The organism is Pseudomonas nitroreducens (genome assembly GCF_010994165.1).
Lineage (GTDB): Bacteria > Pseudomonadota > Gammaproteobacteria > Pseudomonadales > Pseudomonadaceae > Pseudomonas > Pseudomonas nitroreducens.
In genome coordinates, this window is the sequence record NZ_WMBX01000005.1 from 374,893 (window position 1) to 390,638 (window position 15,746).

The window sequence follows — 15,746 nt, forward strand, 5'->3', positions numbered from 1 at the left end:
GTCCCACTCCATGTTGCCTCCAGGTCTGACAGTCCGTCCCGATGAATGCCCTCGACGATTCCACTTACCTTTCACTCGTCGACGGCGCCGAAGTCATCGAACGCGACCCCCATGGCGACAAGGTCCTGCACCTGCGCGACGGCAGCTTTCTCAAGCTGTTCCGGCGCAAGCGCCTGATTTCCACTGCGCTGCTCTCGCCGCCGGAAAAACGCTTCCAGAACAACTGCCAGGTCCTGGCCGACAAGGGTATCCCGTGCCCGCGCACGCTGCGCACCTACGCCTTCCCGGAGATCGAACGCACCGCTGTGCGCTACGAGCCGCTGCCCGGCCACACCCTGCGCAGCTACATTCCCATGCAGGAACCGGAGCGCCAGTTGGAGATGCTCCGCGAGCTGGCGGTGTTCATCGCGCACCTGCACGACCTGGGCATCTATTTCCGCTCGCTGCACCTGGGCAACGTGATCCTTACGCCGCCCGGCGCCTACGGCCTGATAGATCTTTCCGACCTGCGGACCAGCCCGGCACCCTTGTCCCGCGCCAAGCGAAAACGTAATTTCAAGCACTTGCTGCGCTACAAGAAGGACCTCGCCCTGCTGCGCAAGCTGGGCCTTGGCGCCTTCTTCGAGCTTTATAACAAGAACGCCACCACGCCCCTGGACAGCCGCGAGCTGATCGCCGAATACGAAGCCCCCAGGGCGTAACCAGACAACGGGAGCCAGACTCCACCCAGATCAGGGAATGTCCGAAATGAGCGATACGATGAAGATCTTCGTCGGATGTGATCCGAACGACTGCGATCTCGAACAAATGATGGTACTCGAGTACAGCCTGCGCAAACACGCCTCGCAACCAGTGGAAATCCACTGGATGCAGCTGTCCCGCAACCCCGAGAGCTTCTGGTATTCGCGCCCCGAAGCCGGCGAAGGCTGGCGCAGCGACGACTGGACTACGCCCTTCTCGGGCTTCCGCTGGAGCATTCCGGCGTTCTGCAACTTCGAAGGCCGTGCGATCTACATGGACGCCGACGTGGTGATCCTCAGCGACATCGCCGAACTGTGGAACGCGCCCTTCGAGCCCGGCAAGATCGTCATGGCCAAGGGCGGCGAGGAGTCCTGGCGCTTCTGCGTGTCGATGTGGGACTGCGCCGCGGCAAAGGCGCACCTTCCGCCGCTCGGCGAAATCAAGAGCGACCGCAAGGCTCACCACAAGCTGCGCGACTACTTCCGCGACCACACCCAGCTGATCCAGGCGTTCGATACGCAGTTCAACAATATCGACGGCGAAGGCCACCCGATCGACGCCATCAAAATCCTGCACTACTCGGACATCGGCACCCAGCTGTCGCACAAGCACTCGTTCAAGCGCCTGCAGGGTAACGGCGAGAAGCACTGGTTCGACGGCGCGGTGTTCGACCACCCGCGCAAGGACCTGATCGAGCTGTTCGACGGTTACCTGGCCGAAGCCCAGGCTGCCGGCTATTCGCTGGACAGCTACAAGGTGAAGCAGCGCTTCGGCACGATCACCAAGGCGTCGCAGAAGAACTACAAGGGTAACGACGTGACCCGCGGCAAGAAGAACGGCGGGTTGTTCAGCCGCCTGTTCGGCCGCTAACAGTCAGGGCCATCACGTCGCCTGGCGTGATGGCCACTTGCTCAGGACAGCCGCTCGACCCGATGCTGGGTCGCCACCGCCAGGCAGCCGGCGATCGGCAGCCAGAACCACATCCATACCAGGTTCGGCGCGGCCACGAAGAAGTGCAACTCGACGGTCATCACCACCGCCGCCGACACCATCACCGCAAACCACAGCCGCGCAAAATCGGTGCGAGCCTTCCAGGCACCCCAGATGCAGGCCGCCATGGCCGCCAGCATGGTGAACAGCCCCACCAGGCCAAACTGGTAGAGCACTTCCAGGTACAGGCTGTGGGGGTTGCGTACGATCTGTCCGGTGGAGAGCATCACCTTGCCCAGTTCGGTGTGCGAGCCATGGCCAAACCACCAGGCCTCGCCGATCCGTTCGATGACTACGCGCCAGATCTCGTCGCGCTTGGTCAGCCCGCGCGCGCCAAACTCGTACGCCACCTGCTCGAAACCAAATACCAGCACGGCCAGGCCGGCCAGCGCCGCGAGGCCGACGGCAAAGATGCGCTGTCGACCCTCGATCATGCACAGGATCAGCAGGCCCGCGCCCATCAGGCCGGCGACCCAGGCGGAACGTGCGAAGGTGAAATACAGGTAGGTGAACAGAACCAGCGAGCAGGTCAGCCAGACCGCGCGCATCGCCAGGTTTCGCGCACGCATCAGCAGCCAGACCGCGACGATGAAGCAGAAGGCATAGTGCATGCCAGCCTCGATGGTGATGCCGAAATCCGCAATGCCGAACACGCCGGAATCCTTGATGTTCATCACCCGATAGCCGACGTCGAACTGGCCCATGATCGCTTTGTTGACCAGTGAGAATCCGGCAAAACCCGCGCCCGCCAGCGCATCCAGCCCTAGCACGAACAGCCAGGGGCGGCTTTCGCGGCCGCCCATCACCATCACCATCCAGGTGAAGAACAGGATCACCAGCAGTTGCTTCACCGAGCTGGGCGAGTCGGTGAGTATCGAGTTGAGCATCAGCCCGACCCAGAACACCAGGTAGGCCAGGAAGGGCACGGTGGCAAGCCGCGCGCGCTCACGGAACAGCTGCAGCGACAGGAAAATGATCGCCAGGAACGCCCCCAGGCGAATGCTCTTGAGCCAGTCGCCGTTCTCCGTCGGCCACCAGAAACGCCCCACTACCAGCATGCTCAAGGTGACGACCGCAAAGGCGAGCCCCACCAGTTTCAACCAATCCGACCGTCTTTCGAGTTGCATAACACCACGCTGGCAAGTCAGTGATCAGGGGCAGTCTGTGCCACCGCTGAAAATTAGAGTTTGATGACGGTAACGTCAGAGGAGCGCGTCCATTCCCGCTCGAAGTCCCAGGCATGGCCATCCCAGAATGACCCGCCCTCATCGGAAAAGCCGACCAGCACGATCTCAAAATCGGCCTGCTTCAGTCGTTTCACATAATCGAAGAACGCCACCGCGTAGAAGCCGGTGGACGGGCCACCACGCGTCGGCAGGCGCTCGTAGGGATACCCTTCGAGCGCCGGGAATGGCTGGCGTAGCGGCAGGAACGAGGAAGCGCGGTGCGAAGCCGGCAGCTCGGCCTGCTCACCGCCCAGCAGCACGCTGTGGAAGCGCTTGTTGAACCAGGGGAACAGCCGCAGCCAACCTTTGTAGGGGAAGCCAAAGTAGCCGCCCTTGCGGTAGTTGTGCCGATGGATGAACAGGTTGTGCAACTGGCGGCGCAGCAGGGTGCGGTTGCGGCACTTGTTGAAGCTTACCACCAGGTCGTCCGGGCCCAGGGCCAGCGCATCGAGGTGTTCGCGGGTGATCGCCGGGTTGTTCGCCAGCAGGATGACCCGGCGCGACGCCTGGATGCGCGCCAGCAGTGCCGGCGACAGGTGGTTCAATGATTGTTGGGCGGCCGACAGCATCGGTCTTCAGTCCTTTAACATCGTGGCGATATCGTCCGCCGTGTACAGCTTTGCGATGACCTGATCGTTGCCGCCCTGCTTGAGGTTCTGGCTGTACAGGGCGATGTCCTGAGTGCCCGGCACGCTGAGAAAATGCTCGTCGCTGTCGGAAATCTGTCGCACCGCAACGCCCGCACGTAGGGCATGCCAGTGCAGCCAGATATCGTCGGCCTTGGGCGTGATCTGCATAAACGCCTCGCCCTCACGCTTGAGCACTTCCTGCAAGGCCGCCGGATAAAGCACGCCGGAAACCCCGATGGCGAAGTTGCCCACGCTGGGCGCCTTGCCCAGCTGGGTGGTCCAGCCGTGGTAGGGCTGGATAACACCGGCCTCGATACCGATGCGCTTGGCCATGTAGCACACCACCTGCTGCGGGGTCTGCTCATGGGCCGCCTGCAGGCCGGCCAGCCAGCCTTCGGGATAGAGCACGTCATCGTCCGCGGTCACCAGCGGCGCGCCGATTCTCTCACCCTGGACGTAGGGAAAGTATTTCTTGTGCGGCCCATAATTATTGCAGCGCTTTACTTCCAGGCCGCGCGCCTGCAAGCGCCGCAGCGGCGCCGGGAGGTCGGCCAGGGTCTTTTCCTCGTCAACCCAGAGGATCAGCCGCGACGGCAGCAGGCTGCCAGCGGCGATGGATTCCAGGGTGATGTGTACCTTGCGCAGCCGCGTCGAGTAGCTGGTCAGCGAAACGACGGGGCCGCCCTCACCCACCACCTTCTTCGTGCCGAAGCGGTTGGCCAGGGCGTACTTGAGCAGCAGGCATTTACGCTGCAGGCGGGTACGGTACTTGCGGACCTTGCGGGCGAGCTTCGAACCCTCCGAGCGACGCCCCATCAGACGTCCTTCTCCAGCGAATCACCGCGCCCAACTGCGTAGTAGAGCAGCCCAGCGGCGCGCACTTCGTCGGGGTTGTAGAGGTTGCGCCCATCGACGATCACCGGGCGTCGCAGGGTCTTGGCCAGCCAGGCGAAGTCCACCGCGCGGAACTCCTTCCACTCGGTGCAGATCACCAGCACATCCGCGCCTTCCAGCACAGCTTCACGGCTGCCGACCAGTTCCAGGTCGGCACGCTCGCCGTAGACCCGGGCGATCTCGTGAGATGCCACCGGATCGTAGGCACGCACGCGGGCACCGCGCTCCCACAGGGCTTCCATCAGCACACGACTGGGCGCCTCACGGATGTCATCGGTATTGGGCTTGAAGGCCAGGCCCCAGATGCCCACGGTCAGCCCCGAGAGCTCGCCATCAAAGGCCTGCAGCAGCTTGCGCAGCAGCACATGCTTCTGCCGGTCGTTGACCCGTTCTACCGCCCGCAGCAGTTCGGCGTCGTAGCCGATCTCGCCAGCGGTGCGCTCCAGGGCCTGCACGTCCTTGGGGAAGCATGAGCCACCGTAGCCGCAGCCGGGATAGATGAAGTGGTAGCCGATGCGCGGATCGGAACCGATCCCCAGGCGCACCTGCTCCACATCGGCGCCCACTCGCTCGGCGATGTTGGCGATCTCGTTCATGAAGCTGATCTTGGTCGCCAGCATCGCGTTGGCGGCGTACTTGGTCAGCTCGGAGGCGCGTACGCCCATGAAGAACAGTTTGTCGTGGTTGCGGTTGTAAGGCGCGTAGCACTCACGCATGAGCGTACGCACTTCCTCCGAATCGGTGCCGACGACGATTCGCGCGCCACGGGTGAAGTCCTCGATCGCCGCGCCTTCCTTGAGGAATTCGGGGTTGGAGCAGACATCGAAACGGAAGTCGCAGCCGCGCTTGCCCTGCTCGTCGAGCACGGCGGCGCGGACCTTGTCGGCGGTGCCAACGGGTACAGTGGACTTGTTCACCACCACCTTGTAGCCATCAATGTGCTGGCCAATGGTGCGCGCCACGTTGAGTACGTAGGTGAGGTCAGCGGAGCCGTTCTCGTCCGGCGGCGTGCCCACTGCGATGAACAGCAGCGTGCCGAAGGCGATGGCCTCGGCGGCATCCTCGGTAAAGCTGATGCGCCCGGCGGCCAGGTTGTTGCGGACCATGACGTCCAGCCCCGGTTCGAAGATCGGGATTTCGCCCCGGCACAGCATCTGCGTGCGCTCGCTGTTGGTATCGACGCAAACCACCTGGTGGCCGGCATCAGCCAGGCAGGCACCGGTCACCAGACCGACGTAACCGCTTCCGAAGATCGTGATTTTCATGCTCAGACCCTGCTATTGCGGAGCCGCGACTCCCGCATCAGGCGCGGGAGAACAGCGACCCGAGCCGGCGGAGGAGACCCGGCCGGCTGATTCCTTGGGGATTCGGATGGGGCAGCGCAAGGACTCGGGAGAACTCCTCGGCGCGCTGACTCAGGCGATGCCGTTCGAACACCAGGTCATGCCCGGCGCGGGCGATGGCCTGGGCCTGCTGCGGATCGGCCAGCAGTTGCCGGTACTTCTCCATCAGCTCCTCGAGCGTGTCGTAATGCACCACGTTGTGCATGTCGACCAGGCCGAGCAGGGCATCCTCGGTGGGCTGGCGCTTGGCGACCAGCACGCAGCCGCACGCCATGGCCTCGAAGTTCTTTGCCATGTACTCGTTGAAGCCGATGTCCGCGCTGAGGAAGCAGCGGATGCGGTTGAGCACGCCCAGGTACTCGTCGGGGTTCTCGGTACGCAGCAGCTGCAGCGGGGTCAGCTCGGCGACACGATCGAGCAGCTCCTTGCGGCGGCCATAGACCTTGCTCTTCACCCGGCCGACGAAGGCCAGGTCGATGTCGCGCGGTTGCCCGAGATCCTTCAGTTGACGGTCATCGAAGGCCTTGGCGACGAAGTGCGCATTGACGCCCTGCTGGGCGAAATAGCTGCGCACTGATTCGCTGGTGTAGATCACCGGCGCGCCCTTGAGCGAATGGAAGAAACGCAGGAACTTGCCGTAGAACTTGCTCTCGCCCATGAACTCCTGATAGGCGTCCTCTTCGTAGTACACCAGCCCCGGCAAGGCGCGCACGCTGTCGAAGGCGTGCGCGGCGCGGCGCAACGGGATGTCGAAGAGCACTCGCTCGAAACCGGAGGTGTCCAGGTTGGCGAGGGTACGCGGCAGATCGCGGATTTCCTCCTTGCTCAGCTTGATCATGCGCGAACCGGGGTTCAGTGCGATCAGGCCTTCATAGAGAGTATCCAGCGAGCGCGCGCGCTCCTGTCGGTTGATGATCAGAACACGCATGCGGGCGCTCCGGTCGTCACTGCACGCCGTCCTTGACCACCAGGATGTCCTGCATGATCAGGTACTGCAGGTCCGAACCGTAGAACATGTTCAGGGCATCGGTCGGCGAGCAGATCATCGGCTCGCCACGGCGGTTCAGCGAGGTGTTGAGCGCCACGCCGTTGCCGGTGAGCTTCTCCAACTCCTTCATCATGTCGTAGTAACGCGGGTTGAACTCGCGCTTGAGCACCTGGGCACGGGAGGTGCCGTCTTCATGGACGACTTCCGGCACACGGGTCTTCCACTCTTCATTGACTTCGAAGGTGAAAGTCATGAACGGCGCCGGGTGGTCGATCTTGAACATCTGTGGGCCGACGGTATCCAGCATCGACGGGCAGAAGGGCCTCCAGCGCTCGCGGAACTTGATCTGCGCGTTGATCCGATCAGCCACGCCCGGCACGCTCGGGCAGCCGATGATCGAACGACCGCCGAGGGCGCGCGGACCGAACTCCATGCGGCCCTGGAACCAGGCCACAGGGTTGCCGTCCACCAGCACCTTGGCGATCAGCTCGGGCACGTTGTCGATCTTGCGCCATTGCGGTTTGGCCTCGTGACGGGCGCAGGCGGCGATGACGTCTTCGTTGCTGTATTCCGGGCCGAGGTAGACGTGCTCCATCTTCTCGACCGGTACGCCACGCTCCCAGGAGACGTAGGCTGCCGCGCCAACCGCGGTGCCGGCGTCGCTGGCCGCGGGCTGCACGTACAGTTCCTTGACCTCGGGGCGAGCGATGATCTTCTGGTTGAGCTTGACGTTCAACGCACAGCCACCGGCGAAGGCGACCTTGCCGGTCTCGCGGATGATGTCGCCCAGGTAGTAATCCATCATCTCCAGCGCCAGCTTCTCGAACAGCGCCTGGATGCTGGCGGCGTAATGGATATACGGGTCGTCGGCGATGTCGCCTTCACGTTTCGGGCCGAGCCACTCGATCAGCTTGGGCGAGAAGTAGTAACCCTTGCCCTTCTCCTTGTAGCGACGGAAGCCGATGACGTTGGCGTAGTCGGTATTGATGATCAGCTCGCCGTTCTCGAACTTGGCCAGGCGCGAGAAATCGTACTTGCTGGCATCGCCGTAGGGCGCCATGCCCATGACCTTGAACTCACCGTCGAGCATGTCGAAGCCGAGGTACTCGGTGATCGCGCCATACAGGCCACCCAGGGAGTCCGGATCGTAGAATTCCTTGATCTTGTGGATCTTGCCGTTCTCGCCGTAGCCGAAGAAGGTGGTGGCGTACTCGCCCTTGCCGTCGATCCCGAGGATCGCCGTCTTCTCCTTGAAGCCCGAGCAGTGGTAGGCGCTGGAGGCGTGGGCCAGGTGGTGCTCGACCGGCTGGATCTTGACCTTCTTCAGGTCGAAGCCCAGCTGCTGCAGGCACCACTGGATTCGCTTGTAGTAGCGGTGGTAGCGGCGGTTGCCGAGCAGGATGGCGTCCAGCGCGCGGTCCGGCGCGTAGGCGTAGCGCTTGGCGTAGTGCCAGCGGGCCTTGTCGAAGATGCTGATGGGGGCGAAGGGAATGGCCACCACGTCAACGTCCGACGGCTTGATGCCGGCCTGTTCCAGGCAGAACTTGGCCGACTCATAGGGCATGCGGTTCTTCGCGTGCTTGTCGCGGACGAAGCGCTCTTCTTCGACGGCCGCGACCAGCTTGCCGTCGATGTACAGGGCGGCGGAAGGGTCATGGCTTACGGCGCCGGACAGGCCGAGGATGGTCAATGCCACAGGGTCTAGCCTCTTTCATCTGGGCGGGTGCGCAGGCACCCGCGGTAAACGTTCGTCGAGCAGCTGGTGCAGTGCGCTGCCCTCTGGCCAGTTGCGCAGGAAGCGCGCACGGTCGCGGGCATAGGCGCGGGCGAAGCTCGCTTCTCGCGAGTGGCGCTGCATGGCATCCAGGTCGATCAAGGACCACTGCCCGCCTTCGCCCTGCTCCTGCCAGAACAGGTTGTGCCCCTTCAGGTCGCCGTGGCTGATGCGCTCGCGCACCAGCGCCGCGAACAGTCTGTCCAGGGCTGCAAGGTCTGTTTCCGGCGGCAGGCCGCCCCCCTCCGGTTGATCCAGGTAGGGTTTGAAACGGGCGATTATATCCTGACCCGCCAGGTAATCGGTAATCAGGAAGGCCGGCCCGCGCAGCCACAGCCAGCGCCGCTCGATCACCGCCAGGGGTTTGGGCGTGGCGATGCCGAGGAAGTCCAGGCGATTGCCTTCGCGCCAGGAGGCCCAGGCGCGGCTCGGGCGCCAGAAGCGCTTGAACCAGTGCAGCAGGTTCTTGATGTTGTAACGCTTGACGACCAACGGCCGGCCGTCGAGCTCGACTCGGGCAACCGTGGCGGCGCCGCCGGTCTTGTAGATATGCCCTTTGCCGATGAAGGCGTCGGGATCGGCCAGCAACGGCTGCAGGCCCGGTTCTTCCTCGCGGCGCACCGCGCGCAGGCCGAACGGCCCCTTGAACACGCTGAACAGGCTGCAATCGCGGGCGATCTTCTTCATCAGGTCGCCCACGCGCCAGCGGCGCACCCTGGCGATTTCCTTCTGCAAGGCCTCCAACGGCAGCGCGTGCTCGCCATTGGCCAGCAGGTAGTGGATCAGCAGCTCTTCCAGATACGGATCAAGGCTGGCCGGCAACTGGGCGAAGAATACCCCGAGGTTTTCCAAGACATGCTTGCGCGACAGTGGCTGACCCGGGGTTTCCGCGCGGATGCCGGCGCCGTCGATGAGGTAGAGCTGGCCGGCGTGGCGCAGCAGGTTGTCCAGGTGCAGGTCTTCCTGCCACAGGCCCTTGGCATGCAGCTGGGCGATGGCCGTCAGCGCCTCGGCAATGACGGCGGTCTGGCCTTCGGACAGCAGTGGCTCGCCCTCCACGGCGCGCCAGGCATCCCAGAGGCTCTGGGCGTTGTCGAGGAACTCGAAGAGCAACCAGCCGCCCTCGCCGTCCTTCAGGCCATCGGCCAGCAGTTGCGGTGTGGTCAGACCCTGCTCGGCGAGCAGGCGCACGCCGTCGCGCTCACGCTGGAAGTGCCGGGCAGCCTTGCCGCCGACCAGCAGCTTGGCCAGCACCGGCCGGCCACGCCAATTGGCCGCGCCGACGTAACGCTGCCCGGGCAGTACCCGCAACAGGCTGTCCAGGCGCAGCTCGGCCGGGCCGGCGCCGTCTTCCAGCTCGATGCGCAGGGGCAGCGACGGAGCGCGGCCGGCATCGCGCAGGGCGGACAGCCTCATGCGCGGTTTTCCTTCTTCTTGCGGCGCGCGCCCAGGCGGCGGTACCAGTCGTCGACTTCCGGGCCACCCGCGGCAGTCCCCAGATAAGCCGCCAGCAGGTTGCGCACGTCGGCCTCGTTCCAGTCCGGCGCGCGGCGCAGCAGCGGTTCAAGGTCGCGCACGCGGTCGCGCTGGCCGAACCACAGCGGGCGGGTCTTCTCCAGGTCGATCAGGGTCGCCTCGAAGGCGTCGTCGGTCTCGCGCAGGAAGATGTGCTTGGGATAGAAGCAGCCGTGCATCTGCCCGGCCTCATGCAGGCGCCGGGCGAGCATGCCACAGGCACGCAGGACGGCCTGGCGGCGCTCGGCAGGCAGGTTCGACCAGCCTTGCAGCAGACTGTCCAGGTCACGCCAACCATCCAGGGCACGGGTCATGAGGATCGCCCGGCGCTCGCCGCCGACCTGCCGCGCGCCGAAGAAGGCCGCCTGCATCGAGGGAATGCCGAGCTGGCGGTAACGCTGGATATTGCGGAACTCGCGGCTGAAGGTAGGTTCGCCCAGCGGGTGCTTCAGGCTGCGGGTCAGGTGGTTGCTCTGGCGCTTGAGGTAGTAGGCGGTGCCGTCCAGCTCCAGGCGATAGACGCTGCTCCAGCCGCCACGCTCGGTGTTGGGCTCGTCGACGGCCACCAGCTCCAGGTCCCACAGGGCATCGAAATCGGCCAGGGCATTACTTTCCAGCAGGTCCTGGTCGTCGCTGGCGATGAAGTCCTTCACTCGCGTCCCTCGAAGAAATGAACGATGTGGCGAATGCGCTTCTTGTCCGACGCATTCAGGCGCTCGCGCCGACGGTACAGGAGATAGAAGCGCAGGCGCTGGGTGGCGGACAACTGGCGCTTGGCGACCTTGTCGAGCGTCGCCAGGTCCTTGGTGATCCGGTAGCGCAGCATGAAACCGATCCAGAAGTCGCCGATCGGGCAGTCGATGAAATACACCGTGCCTTCACCATCGACCAGGATATTGCGCCACTTCAGGTCGTTGTGGGTGAAGTGGTGGTCGTGCATGGTCCGCGTGTAGCGCGCCAGTTGCTGCATGACATGGTCGACCCAGGCTCGATCCTTCAGGCGCGGATCCCTCTGCTTGGCCAGCGCCTGCAGGTCCTCGGTGCCGAGCAATTCGCGTGTGATGATCGCACCACGGGAAAAACCACCGTGCTCGCGCTCCAGGCCGTAGGCCACCACCTTCGCCGTGGGGATGCCCCACTTGGCAAACTGCTTGAGGTTCTGCCACTCGGCCTTCACCCGGGGGCGCGGCAGGAAGCGGCGAAAGCCCTTGCCCGGCTTGCGGTAGCGCTTGACGTAATAACGCACGCCATCCCGCTCCACCCGCACGACGTCGGACATCGCATCCTTGGTGATGCGCTCGCCTTCGAGGGCGAACACGGCATCCAGGCTGCCGAAATCGGCGGCGAGGTGCTGGTAGTCGGCTTCGAGTACCCAGCCGGCCATCAGAGCAGGTCTCCGTATCGTTGTTTGCGGTCGTAGAGCTTGGCCGCCTTGCGTTCCATCCACGCCAGCAGCGCGGCTTCCTCGCGGAGGATGTCACGCAGCGGGCGCAGGAAGTAACCGCGCAGGAAGCGCAATTTGTCACGGCGCGTGAGACCGATGTCCAGCGCGGAGAAATACAGCGCCGCCAGGTCCTTGTCGCGCCAGCGCCGCGGGGTGGCGGCGCGGGTCTGCGCCCGGTGCAGGTCGATCACCGACAGGCGCAGGTCATCGGCGCTGATCGGGCGGTCGGTGTGCAGCAGGAAGTGGCAGATGTAGCAGTCGCGGTGGTTGACCCCGGCGCGGTGCATGGTGCCGACCATCTTCGCCACCTCGGCGATCAGCGCGCGCTTGAGCCGTGGCTCGGGCGGCGCCTGCAGCCAGTCGAGGGAGAAGACTTCCAGATCGGTCGTCGGCGCCAGTTCCTCGGTGATGATGAAGGAGTGTTGTGCGGCCGGATTGCCGCCGCGCTCGCCATACGCCACCGAGGTCATGGTGGCCACCCCGGCTTGATGCAGGCGCTCCAGGGCTCGCTGCTCCTGGCCCGCCCCGAGCACCGGAAGCTTGGCACTGAACAGGTTCTTGACGATCTCGCCCCAGCCGATGCCGCGGTGGATCTTCACGAAATAGCCGCGACCTTCGACCTCAGCGCGCAGCGTGCGGCGGCCCTCCAGCTCGCGGTAGATCTTGCCTTGCAGGCGTTCGACTTCGGCGAACGGGTCCTTGCCGGCCCAGAGGGTCTTGAAGGGCTCGTGCAGTTCGAGCTTCATGCGCGCTCCCGCAGGATCAGGTCGGCGGCGTGCTGCGGCATGCTGTAGAGATCGGCGCTGTCGGCGAAGGCCAGGCCATTGCGCGACCAGTCGGCGCGCGCGGCGTCGTCTTCCAGCATCTCCTGGAGCATGGCGTTCAGCCGCTCCTGCTCGAAGGGCGACGGCACCACGCGCCCGGCCTTCGCCTCGTCGATGTAGTGGGCGTAGCCGCAGACGTCGGTGACCAGCACCGGCAAGCCCGCGACCAGCGCTTCGAGCAGCACGGTGCCGGTGTTCTCGTTGTACGCCGGGTGAATCAGCAGGTCAGCGCCGAGCAGGAAGCGCGGGATATCGCTGCGCCCCTTGAGGATCTGCACGTTGTCCGACAGGCCCAGCGCCTTCACCTGCAGCAGAAATGGCTTGGGATCGTCCTGGCCGATGGCGATCAGGCGGGTGCGCTTGCGCAGTGAGCGCGGCAACGCGGCCAGTGCCTTGAGGCTGCGGTCCAGGCCCTTGGTCTTGAAGCCCGAGCCGATCTGCACCAGCAGCAGGTCATCCTCTGCCAACTTGAACTCGCGACGGAACTCGGCGCGGATTTCGGCGGCGTTGGCCGGCGCACGGCGGTCCTGGGCGATGCCCGGCGGCAAGAGGTGGAAGCGAGCCTCGGGGGTGCGGTAATGCTTGATGAACAGCGGCTGCTGCACTTCGGAGATCATCAGGATCTCGGTCTTGGACTCTGGCGCGAACACCGCGCGCTCGTAGTCGGCGAAGTGTTTGTAACGGCCCCAGCGGCGGTAGAAGGAGTTGCGCAGGGTCTGCGCCTTGTCCTCGAAGCAGCCGTCGGCGGCGTAGTACACATCCAGGCCGGGCATCTTGTTGAAACCGATCACCCGGTCTACCGGCGAGCGCGCAAGGTCCGCGGTCAGCCAGGCGCTGAACTTCTCGTTGCGGCGATGGTTGAACAACGACTTCACCGGCGCCACGCGCACGTCGAAGCCGGGCGGTACTTCGCCTTCCCAGATCGGCGTGTAGACGCGGATCGCGTGGCCGCGCTGCTGGCACTCCAGGGCGATGCGCATGAAGTCGCGCTGCAGCCCGCCGAACGGGAAGTATTTGTAGAGGACGAAAGCCAGGGTCATCGAAGCGTCTCCGGGGCCAGCAGCAGTGCCTCCAGCTGGGTCGCTACGCGCTGGGGATTCAGGCGCGTGAAGCACAGAGGCTGTTCATGCCGCAGGTCGAACTGGCGCTTGTCTTCGGCCGTAGGCTGGTAGGTGCAGGTCTTCTGCAGGCAGGGCGCGCATGAAGGCCAGTCGCTGGCCAGGTGTACCTGCGAGCGTCCGTAGGCGCCGGTGAGACCGGGATTGGTCGGGCCGAACAGCGACAGCGTCGGCACGTCCAGAGCGGCAGCCAGGTGCCCGAGTCCGGTGTCGACCGCTACGCAGGCGGAAGCGCCGGCCAGCACCTTGGCCATGCCTGCGAGGGATAATCTGGGGAGCACCGAAGCGTTTTCCAAGCCTTCGGCCAAACGTTCGGCGCGTTGCCGTTCGGCTTCGTTGCCCCAGGGCAGGCGCACCGACCAGCCGCGCTCGCCCATGCGCTGGGCCAGTTCGCGCCAATACACTTCGGGCCAGTGCTTGGTCACCCAGGTGGTGCCATGCAGGAACACCAGGTAGGGCTCGGCCTCCGTCTCGTCCAGCAGGCGATTGCGATCCAGCCCGTAGTCACCGGTGCCGGCGGGCAGCGGGTAGTCCAGCGCCTGGGCGAACAGCTGGCGCACGCGCTCGACGGCATGCTGGCCCCAGGCGACCGGATAGGTGCGGTTATAGAAGCGGCTGGCAGCCGGCTCGCGCGCAGACTCCTTGTCCAGCCCGGCGATCGGCGTGCGGCGGCGAGCGTAGCGGGTCAGCCAGGCGCTCTTGAGCAAGCCCTGGGCGTCGATCACCAGGTCGTAGTCGACTTCCTTCAGACGGCGTTTGAAGCGGCCCCATTCGCCGCTTTTCAATGTCTGCCAGAGATTCTTGCGCCAGCGACGGATCGCCACGGGGATCACCTGGGCCACGGCGGGGTGCCAGGCGGGAATCTCGGCGAAGCCTTCCTCCACCACCCAGTCGAACTGGATCCCGGGAATGGCACGGGCGGCGTCGGTCAGAGCCGGCAGGGTATGGATGACATCGCCCAGGGACGATGTCTTGATCAGCAGAACCCTCATTCGGCGCTTTCCACGTCCACCGGGTCAGCGACCAGTCGATCCAGCGCTTCGATCACGGGGCGCGGCTTGAGCTCGCGCAGGCAGTTGTAGTGGCCGAAACGGCACACGCGGTCGAAGCAGGGGCTGCATTCCAATCCCAGGCGGACGATTTCCACCTGGTCGGCCAGCGGCGGCGTGAACTGCGGCGAGGTGGAGCCGTAGACCGCCACCAGCGGGCGGTTCAGCGCAGCGGCCACGTGCATCAGGCCCGAATCGTTGGTGACCACGGCTCCGGCGCAGGACATCAGGTCGATGGCCTCGGACAGGGCCGTCTCGCCCGCCAGGTTCACCGACTCTTCGCGAAGGCCGGGGATCAGGCGCATGCGGATGTCTTCGCCGCCGGGATGATCGTTCTTCGAGCCGAATATCCATACCTGCCAGCCGGCGCGGATCTTCACCTCGGCGATCTTGGCGTAGTACTCCGCCGGCCAGCGCTTGGCCTCGCCGAATTCGGCGCCGGGGCACAGGGCGAGCACCGGGCGATCCAGGCTAAGGCCGAACTTGGCCAGCGCGGCCTCGCGGCTCTGCGGGTCGATGGCCAGGCGTGGCTGTGGATAAGGCTGCGGCAGCTCCGCACCCGGCTCGAATGCCAGGGCCATGAAGCGCTCGATCATCAGCGGGTAACGCTCTTTATCCAGCGCGCGGATATCGTTGAGCAGGCCGTAACGCATCTCGCCCTTCCAGCCGGTGCGCTTTGGGATACCGGCAAAATAGGGCACCAGCGCCGACTTCAGCGAGTTGGGCAGGAGGATCGCCTGGTCGTACTGCCCCTTGAGGGACTTGCCGATACGGCGGCGCGAGGCGATGTCCAGCACGCCGTGGCCGAGCGGGAAGCTCAGGGCCTGGCGCACCTCGGGCATGCGCTCGAGGATCGGCCGGCTCCAGTCAGGCGCCAGCACATCGATCACGCAGTCGGGGTGCCGCTGCCTCAGACACTGGAAGAGTGTCTGCGCCATCACCATGTCGCCCACCCAGGAGGGGCCTACGATCAGAATTCTCATGCCTTTTCCAGAAACGACCGGGGAGGCTCTCGCCTCCCCGTACTCCATTCATCCAGCCGTGTGGCGTCGTCGGGTGCCGTGCATCGAATGCCGGCAGTCTAGCCCAGCCGCTCTTTCGGCCGGACAGTTTTCGTCACTCCCTGTGACCTGGCGCAATGGCATCACGCGCCTCGTTCCTGACATTCATAGGCCCGCACAACACAACTGACAGCGCGGGCCGCTCCGGCG

General features: G+C 64.9%; 15 protein-coding genes. 2 read left to right on the plus strand and 13 right to left on the minus strand.

Translation table 11 applies throughout. The annotated features are described in order from the left end of the window. Positions 1–41 precede the first annotated feature (41 nt). Complete coding sequence (locus GJV37_RS23340) at positions 42–701, plus strand: phosphotransferase (protein WP_170858861.1); 660 nt, start codon at positions 42–44, stop codon at positions 699–701. Positions 702–747: 46 nt separating this feature from the next. After that, positions 748–1,611, plus strand: coding sequence for a glycosyl transferase (locus GJV37_RS23345; protein ID WP_170858860.1), 864 nt, complete (start codon positions 748–750; stop codon positions 1,609–1,611). Between the two features lie 41 nt (positions 1,612–1,652). Here the strand turns inward: GJV37_RS23345 and GJV37_RS23350 are convergent, their stop codons facing one another. The 13 genes from GJV37_RS23350 to waaF form a co-directional block, all read right to left on the minus strand. Further along, the gene (locus GJV37_RS23350; RefSeq protein WP_240967290.1) at positions 1,653–2,789 is read right to left on the minus strand and encodes an O-antigen ligase family protein; all 1,137 of its coding nucleotides are present in this window, start codon (positions 2,787–2,789) and stop codon (positions 1,653–1,655) included. A gap of 122 nt (positions 2,790–2,911) precedes the next feature. Next, complete coding sequence (locus tag GJV37_RS23355; protein WP_170858858.1) at positions 2,912–3,526, minus strand: hypothetical protein; 615 nt, start codon at positions 3,524–3,526, stop codon at positions 2,912–2,914. 6 nt (positions 3,527–3,532) lie between these two features. Further along, entirely contained in the window at positions 3,533–4,402 is an 870-nt protein-coding gene (locus tag GJV37_RS23360; protein ID WP_170858857.1) for a hypothetical protein, read from the minus strand. Further along, positions 4,402–5,745: a UDP-glucose dehydrogenase family protein gene (locus GJV37_RS23365; protein ID WP_170858856.1), complete on the minus strand. Its 1,344-nt coding sequence runs from the start codon at positions 5,743–5,745 to the stop codon at positions 4,402–4,404. The genes GJV37_RS23360 and GJV37_RS23365 overlap by 1 nt, the downstream gene beginning before the upstream one ends. Before the next feature lie 37 nt (positions 5,746–5,782). Further along, positions 5,783–6,751: a glycosyltransferase gene (locus tag GJV37_RS23370; RefSeq protein WP_170858855.1), complete on the minus strand. Its 969-nt coding sequence runs from the start codon at positions 6,749–6,751 to the stop codon at positions 5,783–5,785. Between the two features lie 16 nt (positions 6,752–6,767). Beyond that, positions 6,768–8,507 carry a carbamoyltransferase family protein gene (locus GJV37_RS23375; protein ID WP_170858854.1) on the minus strand — a complete coding sequence of 580 codons (1,740 nt, stop codon included), beginning with the start codon at positions 8,505–8,507 and terminating at the stop codon, positions 6,768–6,770. Positions 8,508–8,522: 15 nt separating this feature from the next. Further along, positions 8,523–10,001: a lipopolysaccharide kinase InaA family protein gene (locus tag GJV37_RS23380; RefSeq protein WP_170858853.1), complete on the minus strand. Its 1,479-nt coding sequence runs from the start codon at positions 9,999–10,001 to the stop codon at positions 8,523–8,525. After that, entirely contained in the window at positions 9,998–10,753 is a 756-nt protein-coding gene (locus tag GJV37_RS23385; RefSeq protein WP_193452977.1) for a lipopolysaccharide kinase InaA family protein, read from the minus strand. The genes GJV37_RS23380 and GJV37_RS23385 overlap by 4 nt, the downstream gene beginning before the upstream one ends. Next, entirely contained in the window at positions 10,750–11,484 is a 735-nt protein-coding gene (locus tag GJV37_RS23390; protein ID WP_170858851.1) for a lipopolysaccharide kinase InaA family protein, read from the minus strand. Before GJV37_RS23390 ends, GJV37_RS23385 begins: the two co-directional genes overlap by 4 nt. After that, the gene (gene rfaP / locus GJV37_RS23395) at positions 11,484–12,290 is read right to left on the minus strand and encodes a lipopolysaccharide core heptose(I) kinase RfaP (RefSeq protein WP_193452978.1); all 807 of its coding nucleotides are present in this window, start codon (positions 12,288–12,290) and stop codon (positions 11,484–11,486) included. Before rfaP ends, GJV37_RS23390 begins: the two co-directional genes overlap by 1 nt. Further along, positions 12,287–13,408, minus strand: coding sequence for a glycosyltransferase family 4 protein (locus GJV37_RS23400; RefSeq protein ID WP_084358649.1), 1,122 nt, complete (start codon positions 13,406–13,408; stop codon positions 12,287–12,289). Before GJV37_RS23400 ends, rfaP begins: the two co-directional genes overlap by 4 nt. Further along, a complete protein-coding gene (waaC, locus tag GJV37_RS23405; protein ID WP_084358650.1) occupies positions 13,405–14,478 on the minus strand; it encodes a lipopolysaccharide heptosyltransferase I in 1,074 nt (357 codons plus the stop codon). The genes GJV37_RS23400 and waaC overlap by 4 nt, the downstream gene beginning before the upstream one ends. Further along, complete coding sequence (waaF, locus tag GJV37_RS23410; protein ID WP_024764270.1) at positions 14,475–15,518, minus strand: lipopolysaccharide heptosyltransferase II; 1,044 nt, start codon at positions 15,516–15,518, stop codon at positions 14,475–14,477. The genes waaC and waaF overlap by 4 nt, the downstream gene beginning before the upstream one ends. Between the last annotated feature and the right edge of the window lie 228 nt (positions 15,519–15,746).

Bases quoted from the DNA above. Each gene is read 5' to 3' on its own strand.
- GJV37_RS23340 (WP_170858861.1), top strand. From the start codon at position 42: ATGAATGCCCTCGACGATTCCACTTACCTTTCACTCGTCGACGGCGCC.
- GJV37_RS23345 (WP_170858860.1), top strand. From the start codon at position 748: ATGAGCGATACGATGAAGATCTTCGTCGGATGTGATCCGAACGACTGC.
- GJV37_RS23350 (WP_240967290.1), bottom strand. From the start codon at position 2,789: ATGCTGGTAGTGGGGCGTTTCTGGTGGCCGACGGAGAACGGCGACTGG.
- GJV37_RS23355 (WP_170858858.1), bottom strand. From the start codon at position 3,526: ATGCTGTCGGCCGCCCAACAATCATTGAACCACCTGTCGCCGGCACTG.
- GJV37_RS23360 (WP_170858857.1), bottom strand. From the start codon at position 4,402: ATGGGGCGTCGCTCGGAGGGTTCGAAGCTCGCCCGCAAGGTCCGCAAG.
- GJV37_RS23365 (WP_170858856.1), bottom strand. From the start codon at position 5,745: ATGAAAATCACGATCTTCGGAAGCGGTTACGTCGGTCTGGTGACCGGT.
- GJV37_RS23370 (WP_170858855.1), bottom strand. From the start codon at position 6,751: ATGCGTGTTCTGATCATCAACCGACAGGAGCGCGCGCGCTCGCTGGAT.
- GJV37_RS23380 (WP_170858853.1), bottom strand. From the start codon at position 10,001: ATGAGGCTGTCCGCCCTGCGCGATGCCGGCCGCGCTCCGTCGCTGCCC.
- GJV37_RS23390 (WP_170858851.1), bottom strand. From the start codon at position 11,484: ATGGCCGGCTGGGTACTCGAAGCCGACTACCAGCACCTCGCCGCCGAT.
- rfaP (WP_193452978.1), bottom strand. From the start codon at position 12,290: ATGAAGCTCGAACTGCACGAGCCCTTCAAGACCCTCTGGGCCGGCAAG.
- GJV37_RS23400 (WP_084358649.1), bottom strand. From the start codon at position 13,408: ATGACCCTGGCTTTCGTCCTCTACAAATACTTCCCGTTCGGCGGGCTG.
- waaC (WP_084358650.1), bottom strand. From the start codon at position 14,478: ATGAGGGTTCTGCTGATCAAGACATCGTCCCTGGGCGATGTCATCCAT.
- waaF (WP_024764270.1), bottom strand. From the start codon at position 15,518: ATGAGAATTCTGATCGTAGGCCCCTCCTGGGTGGGCGACATGGTGATG.